The organism is Streptomyces sp. TRM70350 (assembly GCF_019219825.1).
Lineage (GTDB): Bacteria > Actinomycetota > Actinomycetes > Streptomycetales > Streptomycetaceae > Streptomyces.
The window spans coordinates 35,991-51,067 of sequence record NZ_JAHUXH010000011.1 but is presented as its reverse complement, the minus strand read 5'-3'; the positions used below and the strand labels follow the sequence as shown (position 1 = coordinate 51,067).

The following is a 15,077-nucleotide window of genomic DNA, read 5'->3' as shown; positions in this document are numbered from 1 at the left end:
TGTTGCGAACGGCCTGGCGAAAGTCTTTTTGGTCGGTGCGCTGCCCGACCCAGGTGGCTCCCGAGTACGAGGGCGGCGCTACGACGTCCGTCCTAAGCGGGGCCCGCCTCGCGGTCAGGCGCGAGCGGGTCTGTCACCGTGCCGGTCTCTTCATCGAACAGCCCCTGCGCCAGCCTGGTCACCGCTGCGGGGACCGGCGGCGCCAGGTCGGCCACGGCGCGGAGACCGGACAGGACGTCGTCGGGTCGTACGGCAGGCGTCACGTGCCGAACAACCAGCCGCAGTATCGCACAGGGCTGGTCGGTCGGCCTATCAGCCTGCGAAGTGTGCTCTTCGGTTGTCCTCAGGCTCACCACGGCCGGGCGGGCGTCGAAGGTGCGGACGCCGTTCTTGGTCAGCCGCTGCACCTCCACGGCGTCGGCCGCGTTGAACGCGGCCACGGCGCGCCCGGCCTCGGCCATGTCCACGCCGTCCAGCCGCAGCTCCCAGACGGAGGCCGTCAGCCGGTCGGCGAGCCCCGACGTGCGGGCCTCGACCGCCTCGACGATGTCGAGCCCGTCGGGCAGCGACTCGTCGAGCAGGATCCTGAGCTTCTCCGGATCGCGCGCTTCGGTGAGCGCGATCTCCAGGTACTCCGCCTCACTGCCCGTGCCGGTGGGTGCGGCATTGGCGTACGACACCTTCGGGTGCGGGGTGAACCCCGCCGAGTACGCCATGGGCACCTCGGCGCGGCGCAGCGCACGCTCGAAGGCGCGCTGGAAGTCGCGGTGGCTAGTGAACCGGAGGCGGCCGCGCTTGGTGTAGCGCAGTCGGACGCGCTGCACCGTGGGTGCCGGCGGCGGGCCTTCGGGCTGTCGCTTGCCCAGTGTCGTTCAATCCTTCGTGAGAGCGGTCGTACTGCTACCAAGAGTACGTGTGTCGGCGGCCGCGGGTTCCCGCCGGACCATCACCCGCGGCTGCCGGGGCTCGCCGAAGAGCATCCGCCGGACGTCGGCCCGCGCCTGCCGCACGCTGTCCCGCGCGGACGCCAGCGCCTGTCGCGCGGCCCGCCCCGCGGCGCGCAGCGCCTCACCCACCGGCCGCAGGACGGCGTCCCGGACCACATGCCCGACGGGCGTGAGCACGCGCGCGTACACCCATCGCACCGGCTCCACGAAGATCCATCGGAAGAGCGTCCCGAGGAACCGTCCGACGGCGAGCGAGATGTGCCCGGCGACCCGCCAGGCATGCCCGAGCGCGGCCCCGATCTCCCGCCCGACGACCGCGAGCACACGCCCGACGGGCACCAGCACCCACCGCCACAGGGCGAGCGCGGGCAGCACGAACAGGATCCGGCAGGTCCAGTACAGGGCCGTGCCGATCCCGGTGGCGATCATGCGCACCAGCCACAGGAGCCCGTTCACGCACCACACGATCGCCCGCCCGACCGGCGCGAGGACCCACTCGTACAGCCAGGTGGCGGGTACGACGAGGAGGTGCCGCACCAGCCAGGCCACGGCGGTGAACACACCGGTCCCCACGGCGGCGAGCAGGGCGCCGACGCCCTTCAGGACCCACATGATCCCGTGGCCCACGGGCGTGAGCACGCGCGCGTACACCCACGTCAGCCCCGCCGCGATCCCCCGCCCGACCCACGCGATCGCCTGCCCGGCCGGCGTCAGGACGTACCGGTACAGCCACCCGCACGGCACGACGACCAGCACGTTTCCGAGCCAGGCCAGCGCCCGGCCCACCGGCACCACCACCCACCGCCACAGCGCCACGAACGGCCACACGAACACCGCCCGCCCCAGCCACAGCAGCGCGCGCCCGACCGGCCTGAGCACCGTGTCGTTGAGGAACCGCCCGGCGACGACGAGCGCGTCCCACGCCATGCGCACCGGAAGGACGACGACGAGCATGACGATCCGCACCGGAACACGGATCGCGACCACGAGGCACCCGTCAGGTGGCTGCTGAGCACGCGGCTTTTCCAGTTCCATACCGGCGTAGACGCAACAGCTCCCGGTGTGGATCCGCGGATCCACACCTTCGTCCGGCCCGTGGCCCGCACTCTCATTCGAAAACCGCGGCAGTCGACCGAGCAGATGGCGGTCCTGCCGGTCGGACGCCCGGGTGGCCGACACCGCCGCACGCGCGTTCGCCCTCCGGCCCGCCCGGCCGGACGAGGTGCCACCGCCCCTCGGCGACGAGAACGGCCGCTCCACCATCGCCCACCGCCTGCGGACCACCCCGGAGACGGTGGCCCCCTGCTGCCGCCGCCCTGACGTCAGCGGCCGCCGCCCGCCGCGTTCACCACGCTGAGCGGCAGCAACTTCTTGCCCGTCGGGCCGATCTGGATGTGCGTGTCCATCTGCGACAAAGACACGGACCCAAATCCATCGGGTAGTGTCCGGCGACGTGAAGACGTACGACGTAGAGACCGAGTGGACCGCCTCAGACCTGGCGCTGCTGGAGGAACTGAAGAGGGCGGAGGCCCTGCTCCCCGAGGACGCTCCCCGAGCCCTGCTCTCCATCCGCCTGTCTGTACTGACGGACGACACTACGTCGCCGGTGCGACAGGAACTCGACCTCCGCCTGTTGGCGAGAGACAAGGGGTACCGCATCGTCGGTGTCGCTTCGGATCTCAACGTGTCGGCAACGAAGGTCCCGCCGTGGAAGCGGAAGTCTCTCGGCGAGTGGCTCAACAACCGAGCCCCCGAGTTCGACGCTCTCCTCTTCTGGAAGCTCGACCGCTTCATCCGTCGCATGACGGATCTCTCGACCATGATCGAGTGGTGCGAGCGGTACGGGAAGAACCTGGTCTCGAAGAACGACGCGATCGACCTCGGTACGACTGTCGGCCGGATCATGGTCACGCTCATCGGTGGCATCGCTGAGATCGAGGCAGCGAACACGTCGACCCGTGTGACGTCGCTGTGGGACTACACACGGACTCAGGACGCATGGCTTGTCGGTAAGCCTGCGTACGGCTACGCCACGACGAGGATCAACGGAAAGCCTGCCCTTGCCATCGAGCCCGACGCGCACAAAGCGCTGCACTGGGCTCGCCGCATGGCTCTGCGAGGAGTGTCCGCCCGTCGCATGGTTCTGTGCATCGTCCGCTCTGGACTCATGTCCGCCGGGCTCACCCCGTCAACTCTGCTCCGTCGCCTTCGGAACCCGGCGCTCATGGGGTACCGGGTCGAAGAGAACAAGCAGGGCGGGAAACGGCGGAGCAGGATCGTCCTCGGCAACGACGGCAAGCCGATACGGGTCGCTCCCCCAATCTTCACCGAGGAGGAGTTCGAGACCCTTCAAGCGGCACTCAACCGCCGAAGCAAGAACCAGCCTGCCCGGCAGACAGGCGGAGCCACACAGTTCCTCGGCGTGCTGATCTGCGTCGACTGCTCAACCAACATGACCGTGCAGAAGACGAGCCACAAGGGACGGGACTACGCCTACTTGCGGTGCGGCAACTGCAAGAGCGGAGGGCTCGGCGCCCCCGACCCTCAGGGCGTCTACGACGTACTGGTGAGCGATGTCCTTCGAGTCCTCGGGGACTTCCCCGTACAGGTCCGGCAGTACGCACGAGGAGCCGAAGCCCGCGCCGAGGTAAAGCGCCTCGAAGAGGCCATCGCCTACTACATGACCGAGCTCGAACCGGGAGGCCGCTACACGAAGACGCGGTTCACGCGGGAGCAGGCGGAGAAGGCGCTCGACAAGCTCACGGACGAACTGAACGCCATCGACCCCGAGACCACACAGGACCGGTGGACCCTCGTCCGCAACGGGAAGACGTTCCGCGAAGTGTGGGAAGAGGGCGGCATGGAAGCCATGGCGGAGGACCTGCGCCGAGTCGGCATCACGTGCGAGGTGACCCGAACAAAGGTCAAGGGAGTGCGCGCTCCGTCCGTGCACCTGCGGTTGAAGATCCCTCGCGATGTGCGCGAGTGCCTCGTCATCAAGAGCGACGACTTCGCCGCCAAGCTCTAACCGAGCCGTGCCCCCCTTGCCCTGGCTCGCTTGCTGCGACGCGTAGAGCAGGGGGTACGGCCAGCCAGGCTGACGGCCAAGCACCCCTCCATGTAAAAAGCCACTCCCGCTCTTTCGAAGAGCGGACACCGTAGCTCCCGCTGTTCAGCAGCGGTAGAGCTGGCCACTCCGTGAGGGGCCGCGATCCCGAGGGGCTCGCAGGGAAAGCCGAGGGCATCCCGAAGCGCAGGACGGTACTGCGCGACTTCCATCCACTCGCCGAGGCACGGCTACGCGCTGCCCTCGGAGGCCGACAGGAGGTCGCGTCCCCCTTGAACATCACGATCGAAGTCGTCCGTGCGGCGTGTGGTCACCGGTCCTGGTGGACGGCGACACCCTGTGCGTGTGGAAGCTCGACCGGTTCGCCCGGTCCCTCATCGACCTTGTGACCATGGTCGACACCCTTCGAGAGCGAGGCATCGGGTTCAAGGTGCTCACGGGTGCACTGGCCAACATCGACCCCGGTACGGCAGACGGCCGTCTCATGCTTCAGGTGGTCGGAGCCATGGCGGAGTTCGAGCGCAGCCTCATCAAGGAGCGCACCCGCGCAGGACTGGACGCAGCCAAGGCGCAGGGGCGTACCGGCGGACGGCCGTCTGTTGTCGATGAGGACGTGCTCACCGTTGCCCGTGCCAGGAAGGCGAAGGGCGAGAGCGTGAGCGCCATCGCCAAGGCTCTCGGGATCTCCCGTGCCACCCTGTACCGCCACCTCGGCGAGAGCGCCTGAGACAGGCGCACGCAGGCGCATCCCACACCAGAGCGGCCCCCTTGTCGGGGGCCGTTCGCGTTCCCCTACCGCGTAGCCGTCTCCATGTCGGACACGCCATCGACCAGCACGGGCAGGGGCATCCCTTGGGCGCTGGCTACAACGGCGTGCCGGACGTACCCCGGCTCTGTCTCCACCTCGGCCAGCGTTGCCCACCGCATGGGGAGCAGGGGGCCCACCTCCGAGGGGAGCTGTGCCAGCACGCGTGCCCGTTCCTTCCCGACGAATCCGCCGTCCATGACCACAGTCAGGGTGTCCGGCTCACTGGCGAACGTCCCGCCCGGCGCGTGGTCGACGGCCAGCAACCGAGCAAGGCGCAGCGCCAAGCCGGTCTGCCGTTCCAGTACCCGCACTCCCACATCGGGTATGGCTTCACCCTCGGGCACCTCGGCACCCGGCAGGGACCATGCCCCGTTGAACAAGTCCTTGACCATGAGGACACGCGGCCCCTTGGGGTGCTCGGCAAGCACCAGGACCAACACCCGTAGCCGTCGCATCACAAGCCTCTCTGCGCCCCCGTGGGGCGCGTACAGCGGTTCGAACGGCTGGCCCCCTGCCGACCACGGGGGAGTCGACAGGGGCCAGCACAGGGGCGCGCGGTTGCGCATGCCGCGCCCCTTCCGGCATGCCTTGCCGTCCTCTCAGCACGCCGGAACCCTGCCGGTCACTCGTCCCGGACCACCATCGCGAACGACGTACAGAGACGCCGGAAGACTCCGTGTCCTGTCCGGCCGGTGTGGCTCATGCACTCCACATCGACCGCCGCACCGTCTGTCGAGGGCGTAGCCGTCCACTCGCACCGCAGGCACTCGGCCTCAAAGGTCACGTCCGTATCCGGGTGCTGCGTGATCCGGTGCCTCACGTACCGCAGGACGGAGCGCACCATCACTCGGCCCCGTGCTCTGCCCGAAGGTGCGTCCGGAGAGCGACGTTCGCGTCTGACGCCTTCGAGTAGCCCCCAACCGATCGGGCGTTGGTTCGAGTCACCGCGATGCCGAGGCACTCGCGGCAGCCTGCCACGGGTTCCGGCTCCCGGGCTGGAGCTGTCAGGTGCACTGGCTCCGCCATCGTCGTCTTCGGTGTGCTCATCCTGTACGGCCTCCCCGCCTGGATCTCGCTGCGACCATCCTTGGGGCTCCAGCGAAGCGGCCCTACGTTCTTTCCTGTTGAGGCAAGAACTCATCTCGGATGCTCTCGACACAGGCGCGCATGTCATCGCCGTAGAGCGCCACAGCGGCGAAGCGTTCGAAGGTTTCGACGTACGTCTGGATGTCCCTGGGTTCGCGCGTGGTGATCTCCGAGTGGAACGTCTCTACGATCACGAGCCGGTCATCGTGGATGCTGAAGCACGTCATGGGGAAGTCGGGCATCCGGCCGGTCAGCGGCACGACGCCGATGCTCACGTTGGGGAGCCGGGACAGGGACACAACCCGGTCCAGTTGGGTAGCCATGACGGCCGGCTCGCAGACCAGCCACCGCAGGACGTGCTCGCAGATGACGAAGTGGAACGATCGGCCGTCTTCGTAAAGCGTCGCCTGCCGCTCCAGCCTGGCAGCCACTGTTCGAGCCCTGGTCTCCTCCGGTAGCGCGGGCGGCAGGGAGAACACCGCTGTGGCGTACTCCGGAGTCTGGAGGAGTCCGGGGATGAGCTGTACCTGAAACAGCCTGAGCAGGGCTGTGCTGCTCTCGATGGCCTTGATGGTGTTCTGGTGCTTCCACGGTCCCATGCGGCGCAGCAGGCGCCATGCTGTCGCCTCCGTAGCCTCGGCTCGGGCAGTCGCGAGGAACTGTTCCTTCACGTCGCCCGAGACATCGAGTGCCGAAAGGATCAGGTCGACGTCCTGGACCGTGGGTAGGGTCTTGCCGTTCTCGATCTTCGAGAGCTTTCCCGCAGACATGGAAGCCCTGCGGGCCACCGCGTCACCGGTCAGTCCCGATGCCTCCCGCAGCGCCCGAAGGGCCTTCCCGATCGAGTCCGTGGTCAGTGGTGCCGCTCCCAGTAGGACGCGAACGGCACGGCGTGAGTGAGCGCCACGTCTCGGTAACCCTGGTACTCCGCGAGCCGGTCAGCGGGCAACAGCTCACCGCCGACGAACTTGCCTTCGGGGGTGTAGTGCATCCGGTACACGTCACGGTCGCCGAAGAGCCAGAAGTCGTGATCCGGAAGGCCCGCCACTTCCTGCTCGGCGAGATCGATGATTCCGATGGACTCGCCCGCCTTGATGTTGCCGGGGTATGCGGCCAGTTCGTACCGGAGGTAGTCCGTCAGCGGAGAGCGCAGGACGTGCACGCGCGACACGCTCTTGCCCTTGTCCGTCATCGAGCGCACCCACGGGTTGTCGTCCCAGTCCGGCCCCATGTCCTCACCCGCGAGGAACCGCGCGATCTCTTCGCGCTCTTCGTCAACGTCGTAGACGGCGAGCGTTTCCAGCCGGAAGGCCGTGCGCTCGAAGGTCTCGAAGAGACGGCCGAACTCCTCACCCGCGAGCACTGAAGTACTCCTCAAGGACTGCGGCCGGGATCATGACGGCCGTCTCCCCCTCGGGCAGGTCGAGCTGTGCCAGCCGCTCAGGGCCCGTGATCACGTATCCCTGCACCACGTAGTCCTTGCCGTCGTCCGTACCCCACAGAGTCGGGCACGTGCCGTTCTTGCAGTCCGGGTCTCCCGACAGCTTCCGCAGCGGTGCGCCCACGGCTTCCCCCCTCACGTCGACAGTCAGCGTCCCGATCGATGCTTCCGACCTGCGGGCAGCGGGGTCAAGATCCCTGGCTTTCCAGAACGGGAAAGCCGTTCATCTGTGCGGGAACCGCATCCCACAACGAGTGAGAGGCGCCGGACTGTCACTGTCCGAACGCCTCTCATCGATCACACCCACTCGACCGAAGAGACGATGCTCTCGGCTCGCCGGGGAGCGGGCAGCGGCGTGCGCCGCACCTCACGGGGCGCCTGCTCGCGCCCCTTCGCACCGAGGGTGCGAAGCATCTCGGCACGCTCCGCCTCGGTCAGACCAGCGAGTGTCTCAGCCACCTGCCGGACCGTATCGCCGCTGGTCACGAGGACTTCTTGACCGTCAGCGGAAGCAGCTTCTTACCGCTGTCGCTCAGTTGTGGCCATGTATCAAATTGCGGACACACCCCACAATCGAAGCACGGCGTCCACCGGCAGTCCTCGACCTCCGTCTCGTCGAGGGCGTCCTGCCAGTCCTCCCAGAGCCAGTCCTTGTCGAGGCCGGAGTCGAGGTGGTCCCAGGGCAGGACCTCCTCGTACGTGCGCTCGCGGGTGGTGTACCAGTCGACGTCCACGCCGAACCGGGCCAGCTCCTTCTCGGCGCAGCTCATCCAGCGGTCGTAGGAGAAGTGCTCGCGCCAGCCGTCGAAGCGGCCGCCGTCCTCGTACACCGCGCGGATGACCGCGCCGATCCGGCGGTCACCGCGGGAGAGCAGGCCCTCGACGATGCCGGGCTTGCCGTCGTGGTAGCGGAAGCCGATGGAGCGGCCGTACTTCTTGTCGCCGCGGATCTTGTCCCGGAGCTTGGCCAGGCGCGCGTCCGTCTCCTCGGCGGAGAGCTGCGGGGCCCACTGGAAGGGGGTGTGGGGCTTGGGCACGAAACCGCCGATCGACACCGTGCAGCGGATGTCGTTCGAACCGGAGACCTCGCGGCCCTTCTGGATGACACGCGTCGCCATGTCGGCGATCTGGAGCACGTCCTCGTCGGTCTCGGTCGGCAGACCGCACATGAAGTACAGCTTCACCTGCCGCCAGCCGTTGCCGTACGCCGTCGCCACGGTGCGGATCAGGTCCTCTTCCGAGACCATCTTGTTGATGACCCTGCGGATGCGCTCGGAGCCGCCTTCGGGGGCGAAGGTGAGGCCGGAGCGGCGGCCGTTGCGCGTCAGCTCGTTGGCCAGGTCGATGTTGAAGGCGTCCACGCGGGTGGAGGGGAGCGAGAGGCCGATCTTGTCGTCCTCGTAGCGGTCCGCCAGGCCCTTGGCGATGTCGCCGATCTCGCTGTGGTCGGCGCTCGACAGGGACAGCAGGCCGACCTCCTCGAAGCCGGTCGCCTTCAGGCCCTTGTCGACCATCTCGCCGATGCCGGTGATGGTGCGCTCGCGCACCGGGCGGGTGATCATGCCGGCCTGGCAGAAGCGGCAGCCGCGCGTGCAGCCGCGGAAGATCTCGACGGACATCCGCTCGTGGACCGTCTCCGCGAGCGGGACGAGGGGCTGCTTGGGATACGGCCACTCGTCGAGGTCCATGACCGTGTGCTTCGACACGCGCCACGGGACGCCCGACTTGTTCGGTACGACACGGCCGATCCGCCCGTCCGGCAGGTACTCCACGTCGTAGAAGCCGGGGACGTACACCCCGCCGGTCCTGGCCAGCCGGAACAGCAGCTCCTCGCGGCCGCCCGGGCGGCCCTCCGCCTTCCAGGCGCGGATGATGTCGGTGACCTCCAGGACGGCCTGCTCGCCGTCGCCGATCACCGCGCAGTCGATGAAGTCGGCGATCGGCTCGGGGTTGAAGGCCGCGTGGCCGCCGGCCATGACGATCGGGTCGTCGACGGTCCGGTCCCTGGCCTCCAGCGGGATCCCCGACAGGTCCAGCGCCGTCAGCAGGTTCGTGTAGCCCAGCTCCGTGGAGAAGCTGACGCCGAGCACGTCGAACGCCTTCACCGGGCGGTGGCTGTCCACGGTGAACTGCGGGACGCCGTGCTCCCGCATCAGCGCCTCCAGGTCCGGCCACACGCTGTACGTCCGCTCGGCGAGGACGCCCTCACGCTCGTTGAGGACCTCGTAGAGGATCATGACGCCCTGGTTGGGCAGCCCCACCTCGTACGCGTCCGGGTACATCAGCGCCCAGCGGACATCACAGGCGTCCCAGTCCTTGACAGTGGAGTTGAGCTCTCCACCGACGTACTGGATCGGCTTCTGCACATGCGGGAGCAGGGCTTCGAGATGCGGGAACACCGACTCAGCTGGCTCGACAGACATCGCGGGACTTTCGTGAGCTGACAGGGGTGACCATCAAGCGTAACGCGGCCGGGGCCCCCGTCCGCACGCTCAGATCCCGGCCGAGGCCTTCATCGCCTTCCACACTCCCGGCAACTCCTGCTCCACCTCGGCCGCCCGCTGCTCCTGCCTCCCGTACAGCAGGCCGTACGTGAACGCGTTCTCCCCGGCGGCGTGCGCCTGCCCGGCCAGTTCCCGCAGCGCCTCCCGGCTCATCACGCTGTCCTGGTGCTCGCCGAGCAGGGTCTGGAGGTCCTTGAACGACGACACCAGCTTCGACGCCGGCTTCCCGAGCGCGGGGGCCGCCGCCTCCGCCGCGTACCGCGCCCGTTTGGCCTTCTTGCGCGCCTCGTGGATCGCCATGTCACGGTCGTGCCCGGGCGGGGTGTCGAGGGCCTGCTCGACCAGCCCGGCCAGCACGTCGTACGCCTTGCCGACGGCCTTGGGGAGCACCTTCGACGGCTTCCCGGCCGCCGCCCGGCGCAGCGGCGGGTCGGCGAGCAGGGCGTCCACCGAGGTCAGCAGCGCGAGATAGCGCGGCCCGTTCAGTACGTCGATGATCTGCCGTCGTGAGTCGCCGCCCCGCTCCTTCGACCAGGCGCGCAGCCGGTCCCGGACGGGCCCCGTGACCAGGGCGGGCGGCAGTTCCTCGACTGCGGCACTGATCCGCTCGGCCAGCACCTCCTGGTCGCGGCCCGCGCCCAGCTCGCCCGCCAGCCACTTCAGCTCGGCGCCGATCGGGTCGGTGACGGCCCGGTCGAGGACGTTGCGGTACGACGTGAAGGTGCTGCGCATCCGGCGGGTGGCGACCCGCATGCGGTGCACCGAGTCCTCCACGTCCCGGCGCACGGCCGGATCGAGCTCGACGATCGCGTCCCGCTGGGCCCGCACATACGCCAGCACGTGGTCGCCGGCGGTGACCGGCTCGGCCCGGTCCTGCTTCCGGGGCTGCCCGTTCCCGCCGGTCTCGGCGAGCGCCCGGGCCAGCTTCGAGGGGGACTCGGCGGGCCGTACGCCGGCCTTGCGCAGCCGCTTCTCGACCTTGTCGAGGAACGCCGGATCGCCGCCGTCGGCGAGCTCCACCTCGATCTCGGTCCACTCGGCCTTCCCCCCGGCGCCGGTGAGTCGCTCGGCCCGCACGGCGTCCAGGCTGACCTCGGCGAGCAGGTGCCCGTCGACGTCCACCAGATGGCGTATGTCGCGTGTGGACCGCAGCCGGACCACGGGCGCCAGCTCCTCGTCGCGTACCCGGGAGCGGACGAGCGCGCCCAGCGTGGACGGCACCTTGTCGGACAGCGGCGCGTGGATCTCGTCCCGCACCCCGCTGGCCACCGGGAACTTCAGATGCCATCCGGCGTCCGTGCCGCCGGTGCGGCGGCGCAGGGTGATCGAGGAGGCTGCCAGGCGCTCGTCGGCGGTGTCGTAGTAGGTGGCGTCCAGGTCGGTCACGCCCTGGTCGAGGACGGCCGCCACTCCGGCGACGCCGGTCAGGTCGGGCAGCCCACTGTCGTCGGACTCGTACTTGCGCTCGATCTCACGCTTCGTATCCGCCATGAACCGAATCTAGTGGGAGTTGGGGTACGGCGGCAGGGCGACCAAGAGGTCAATACGGGAGGAACCTCACATCGACAGAAACCTCACACCCCCGACACAGACCTCGCGCCGACACAGACCTCACACCGACAGAGACCTCACGCCGACAAAGCTCTCTGCACCCGGATCGACTGCAACAACCCGACCGCCACCCAGACCGCGAACATCGACGACCCGCCGTAGGACACGAACGGCAGCGGCAGACCGGTGACCGGCATGATCCCCAGGGTCATCCCGATGTTCTCGAAGGACTGGAAGGCGAACCAGGCCACGATCCCGGCCGCGACGATCGTGCCGTACAGCTCGGTCGTCTCCAGCGCGATCCGGCAGGCCCGCCACAGCACCACGCCCAGCAGGAGGATGATCAGCCCACCGCCGACAAAGCCGAGTTCCTCGCCCGCGACGGTGAACACGAAGTCCGTCTGCTGCTCCGGCACGAACTGGCCGGTGGTCTGCGAGCCCTGGAACAGGCCCGACCCGGTCAGCCCACCGGAACCGATGGCGATTCGCGCCTGGTTGGTGTTGTAGCCGACGCCCGCCGGGTCGAGGTCCGGGTTGGCGAACGCGGCGAAGCGGTTGATCTGGTACTCGTCGAGGATGTGCAACTGCCAGACGGCGACGGCTCCTATGGCGCCCGCGCCCAGCAGCCCGAACACCCAGCGGTTCGACGCGCCGGACGCCAGCAGCACGCCCAGCACGATCACCACCATCACCATGACCGACCCGAGGTCGGGCATGAGCATCACGATCAGCATCGGAACCGTGGCCAGGCCGAGCGCCTGCACGACCGTGCGATGGTCGGGGTACTGCTTGTCGCCCGCGTCCACCCGGGCCGCCAGCAGCATCGCCATGCCGAGGATGATCGTGACCTTCACGAACTCCGACGGCTGCAGCGAGAACCCGCCGCCCACCGCGATCCACGAGTGGGCGCCGTTGACCGTGGTGCCGAGCGGGGTCAGCACCAGCAGCACCAGGAAGACCGACGCCCCGTACAGGATCGGCACCGCGCCGCGCAGGGTGCGGTGGCCGAGCCAGACCGTGCCGATCATCAGCGCGAAGCCGATGCCGGTGTTCAGCAGGTGCCGTACCAGGAAGTAGTACGGGTCGCCCTGGTTGATCTCGGTGCGGTTGCGGGTCGCCGAGTACACCAGCACCGCGCCGATCAGGGACAGCGCCAGGGCCGACAGCAGTATCGGCCAGTCGAGCCGCCGGGCCAGCGAGTCACGGGCGAACAGCCGGGTCCAGCCCGCGCGTTCGGGACCGTATCCGGAGACCTGGAAGCTGTTCGCGCCCGTCATGTGAGCATCCTTCGGCTGAGCATCCCTCGGCGGGCCCCGCGACCCCCGCGGCTTCCGCAACCCCGGGGACCCCGGCGCCGACGCGTGTCCCGGTTGCCCCCGGTCGGCGTCTGCGCGGTCGCCGCCGTCTGCACCTGCCCGCTCTCGTCCTCCGGGGCCTTCTGGCTGGCCCGCTGTTCCTTCGCCGCGTCCTTGGGGATCTTCGGCGCGATGATCGAGCCGTCGGCCTGGATCTCGGGCAGGTTCTTCTGCGGGGTGGGCAGCAGGGCGTTCTTCGTGTTGATGGTGCCGTCGTCGGAGACGCCGTACAGCGCGTCGTAGATGTTGCGCACGGCCGGACCGGAGGCGCCCGAACCCGTACCACCCTGCGAGATGGTCATCACGATCGCGTAGTCGTCGGTGTAGGTCGCGAACCACGAGGTGGTCTGCTTGCCGTAGACCTCCGCCGTACCGGTCTTGGCGTGCATCGGGATCTTGTCCTGCGGCCAGCCGCCGAACCGCCACGCCGCCGTACCCCGGGTGGCGACGCCCTCCAGCGCCTCGTCCATCTGGGCCAGCGTCTGCCGCGTGACCGGCAGCCTGCCGTGCGCCTTGGGCTTGATCTCCGTGACCTGCTTGCCGTCGGCGCTGATGATCGCTTTGCCCACGGTGGGGTCGTAGAGCGTGCCGCCGTTGGAGATGGCCGCGTAGATCGTGGCCATCTGAATCGGCGTCACCAGCGTGTCGCCCTGGCCGATCGAGTAGTTGATCTCGTCACCGGCGCGCATCTTGTTGCCTTCGAGGCAGTTCTCGTAGGCGATCCGCTGGACGTAGTCCCCGTCCTTCTTGCCCGTCTTGCACCAGGCGTCCTTGTTGGCCTCCCAGTACTGCTGCTTCCACTCGCGGTCGGGGACGCGGCCGGCGACCTCGTTGGGCAGGTCGATGCCGGTCTCCTTGCCGAGGCCGAACTGGTGGGCGGCCTTGAAGAAGTAGTCCTTCGGCTTGCCCTTGGGGTTGATGCCGCCGTCCTTCTTCCACTCGCTGTGCGCGAGCGCGTAGTAGACGGTGTCGCAGGAGACTTCCAGGGCGCGGCCCAGGCTGATCGCGCCGTGGTTCTGGGACTCGAAGTTCTTGAAGACCTGGCCGCCGACCGAGTACGAGCTGGAGCAGTTGTACCGGCCGTCGAACGCGTAGCCCGCCTGGACGGCGGCGGCGGTGGAGACCACCTTGAAGATCGAGCCGGGGGCCGCCTGACCCTGTATGGCCCGGTTGAGCAGCGGGTAGTTGGACGTCTTGCCGGTGAGCCGGGCGTAGTCCTTGGCGGAGATGCCGCCGACCCAGGCGTTGGGGTCGTATGTCGGGTTGGACGCCATGGCGACGATCCGGCCCGTCCTGGATTCCATCACCACCACCGCGCCGGAGTCGGCCTTGTACCGCTCGTTGGTGTTGCGGTCCCACTGCTTGCGGGCTTCCTTCATCGCCTCGTTCAGCTCGAACTCGGCGACCCGCTGCACGCGCGCGTCGATGCTGGTGACGAGGTTGGAGCCGGGCTCGGCGGCGTCCGACTCGGCCTGGCCGATGACGCGGCCGAGGTTGTCCACCTCGTAGCGGGTGACGCCCGCCTTGCCGCGCAGTTCCTTGTCGTACTGGCGCTCCAGGCCGCTGCGGCCGACCATGTCGGAGCGCAGATAGGGCGAGTTGGTGTCCTGCGCCTGCTGGATCTCCTGGTCGGTGACCGGGGAGAGGTAGCCCAGCACCTGGGCGGTGTTGGCCCGGCCGGGGCTCGGGTAGCGGCGGACGGCCTGGGGCTCGGCGGTGATGCCGGGGAAGTCCTCGGCGCGCTCGCGGATCTGCAGGGCCTGGCGCGGGGTGGCCTCGTCGGTGATGGGGATCGGCTGGTACGGCGAGCCGTTCCAGCACGGCTGCGGCGTCTCGGCGTCGCACAGCCGCACCTTCTCCATGACCTCCTTGGGCGTCATGCCCAGCACACCCGCGAGTTTGGTGAGGACGGCCTTGCCGTCGTCCTTCATCTTCAGCAGGTCGGTGCGGGACGCGGAGACCACCAGCCGTGTCTCGTTGTCGGCGAGCGCCACTCCGCGCGCGTCCAGGATCGAGCCGCGCACGGCGGGCTGGACGACCTGCTGGACGTGGTTGCCGGAGGCCTCCTTGGCGTAGGCGTCGCCCTCGCGGATCTGGAGGTACCACAGCCGGCCGCCGAGGGTGGCCAGGAGGGAGAGGACGAGGACCTGGATGACGACGAGCCTGGTCTGGACCCGTGGGGTCCGTCCGGTCTCGGGAATATTGGTCACTGCGGCTGCCTCCCCCTCTCAGAGCGCGTACGCGTGTGCGGGTACGAGTGATGAACGGTCGGCCGGCGAGGCCGGGTTCCGCCTGAGTTCCCCCGTTCGGGTGAACTG

At 68.8% G+C, this 15,077-nt stretch carries 13 protein-coding genes; 2 read left to right on the top strand and 11 right to left on the bottom strand.

From position 1 onward, the window contains the following. Positions 1–92: 92 nt before the first annotated feature. Positions 93–824: a TIGR03936 family radical SAM-associated protein gene (locus tag KWI83_RS18800; protein WP_218515524.1), complete on the bottom strand. Its 732-nt coding sequence runs from the start codon at positions 822–824 to the stop codon at positions 93–95. Positions 825–872: 48 nt separating this feature from the next. Next, positions 873–1,982: a hypothetical protein gene (locus KWI83_RS18795; RefSeq protein ID WP_218515523.1), complete on the bottom strand. Its 1,110-nt coding sequence runs from the start codon at positions 1,980–1,982 to the stop codon at positions 873–875. Between the two features lie 406 nt (positions 1,983–2,388). Here KWI83_RS18795 and KWI83_RS18790 point away from each other — a divergent pair, with 406 nt between their 5' ends. After that, on the top strand, positions 2,389–3,975 hold the full coding sequence (locus KWI83_RS18790; protein ID WP_218515522.1) for a recombinase family protein: 1,587 nt from the start codon (positions 2,389–2,391) through the stop codon (positions 3,973–3,975). 343 nt (positions 3,976–4,318) lie between these two features. Then, positions 4,319–4,741 carry a recombinase family protein gene (locus KWI83_RS18785; protein WP_308122104.1) on the top strand — a complete coding sequence of 141 codons (423 nt, stop codon included), beginning with the start codon at positions 4,319–4,321 and terminating at the stop codon, positions 4,739–4,741. A gap of 65 nt (positions 4,742–4,806) precedes the next feature. Here KWI83_RS18785 and KWI83_RS18780 read toward each other — a convergent pair whose 3' ends face one another. The 9 genes from KWI83_RS18780 to mrdA all read right to left on the bottom strand — a co-directional run bounded on the left by KWI83_RS18780 (position 4,807) and on the right by mrdA (position 14,969). Next, positions 4,807–5,277: an NUDIX domain-containing protein gene (locus tag KWI83_RS18780; RefSeq protein WP_218515521.1), complete on the bottom strand. Its 471-nt coding sequence runs from the start codon at positions 5,275–5,277 to the stop codon at positions 4,807–4,809. Positions 5,278–5,931: 654 nt separating this feature from the next. Next, a complete protein-coding gene (locus KWI83_RS18775) occupies positions 5,932–6,750 on the bottom strand; it encodes a helix-turn-helix transcriptional regulator (RefSeq protein ID WP_308122112.1) in 819 nt (272 codons plus the stop codon). Between the two features lie 11 nt (positions 6,751–6,761). After that, positions 6,762–7,271 (bottom strand): DUF6879 family protein, encoded by a 510-nt coding sequence (locus KWI83_RS18770; protein ID WP_218515520.1) that lies wholly within the window; start codon positions 7,269–7,271, stop codon positions 6,762–6,764. Continuing rightward, complete coding sequence (locus KWI83_RS18765; RefSeq protein ID WP_218515519.1) at positions 7,258–7,473, bottom strand: hypothetical protein; 216 nt, start codon at positions 7,471–7,473, stop codon at positions 7,258–7,260. Before KWI83_RS18765 ends, KWI83_RS18770 begins: the two co-directional genes overlap by 14 nt. A 173-nt stretch (positions 7,474–7,646) precedes the next feature. Further along, the gene (locus KWI83_RS18760; protein ID WP_218515518.1) at positions 7,647–7,808 is read right to left on the bottom strand and encodes a hypothetical protein; all 162 of its coding nucleotides are present in this window, start codon (positions 7,806–7,808) and stop codon (positions 7,647–7,649) included. 23 nt (positions 7,809–7,831) lie between these two features. Beyond that, entirely contained in the window at positions 7,832–9,772 is a 1,941-nt protein-coding gene (locus KWI83_RS18755) for a TIGR03960 family B12-binding radical SAM protein (RefSeq protein ID WP_218515517.1), read from the bottom strand. A 69-nt stretch (positions 9,773–9,841) separates the two neighbouring features. Beyond that, positions 9,842–11,344: a CYTH and CHAD domain-containing protein gene (locus KWI83_RS18750; protein ID WP_218515516.1), complete on the bottom strand. Its 1,503-nt coding sequence runs from the start codon at positions 11,342–11,344 to the stop codon at positions 9,842–9,844. Between the two features lie 137 nt (positions 11,345–11,481). After that, positions 11,482–12,681, bottom strand: coding sequence for a rod shape-determining protein RodA (gene rodA / locus KWI83_RS18745; protein ID WP_218515515.1), 1,200 nt, complete (start codon positions 12,679–12,681; stop codon positions 11,482–11,484). After that, a complete protein-coding gene (gene mrdA, locus KWI83_RS18740; protein ID WP_218515514.1) occupies positions 12,678–14,969 on the bottom strand; it encodes a penicillin-binding protein 2 in 2,292 nt (763 codons plus the stop codon). The genes rodA and mrdA overlap by 4 nt, the downstream gene beginning before the upstream one ends. Between the last annotated feature and the right edge of the window lie 108 nt (positions 14,970–15,077).

What these genes read in the sequence shown, in the direction of transcription:
- KWI83_RS18795 (WP_218515523.1), bottom strand. Translation starts at nt 1,982, where the DNA reads ATGGAACTGGAAAAGCCGCGTGCTCAGCAGCCACCTGACGGGTGCCTC.
- KWI83_RS18780 (WP_218515521.1), bottom strand. Translation starts at nt 5,277, where the DNA reads ATGCGACGGCTACGGGTGTTGGTCCTGGTGCTTGCCGAGCACCCCAAG.
- KWI83_RS18755 (WP_218515517.1), bottom strand. Translation starts at nt 9,772, where the DNA reads ATGTCTGTCGAGCCAGCTGAGTCGGTGTTCCCGCATCTCGAAGCCCTG.
- KWI83_RS18750 (WP_218515516.1), bottom strand. Translation starts at nt 11,344, where the DNA reads ATGGCGGATACGAAGCGTGAGATCGAGCGCAAGTACGAGTCCGACGAC.
- rodA (WP_218515515.1), bottom strand. Translation starts at nt 12,681, where the DNA reads ATGACGGGCGCGAACAGCTTCCAGGTCTCCGGATACGGTCCCGAACGC.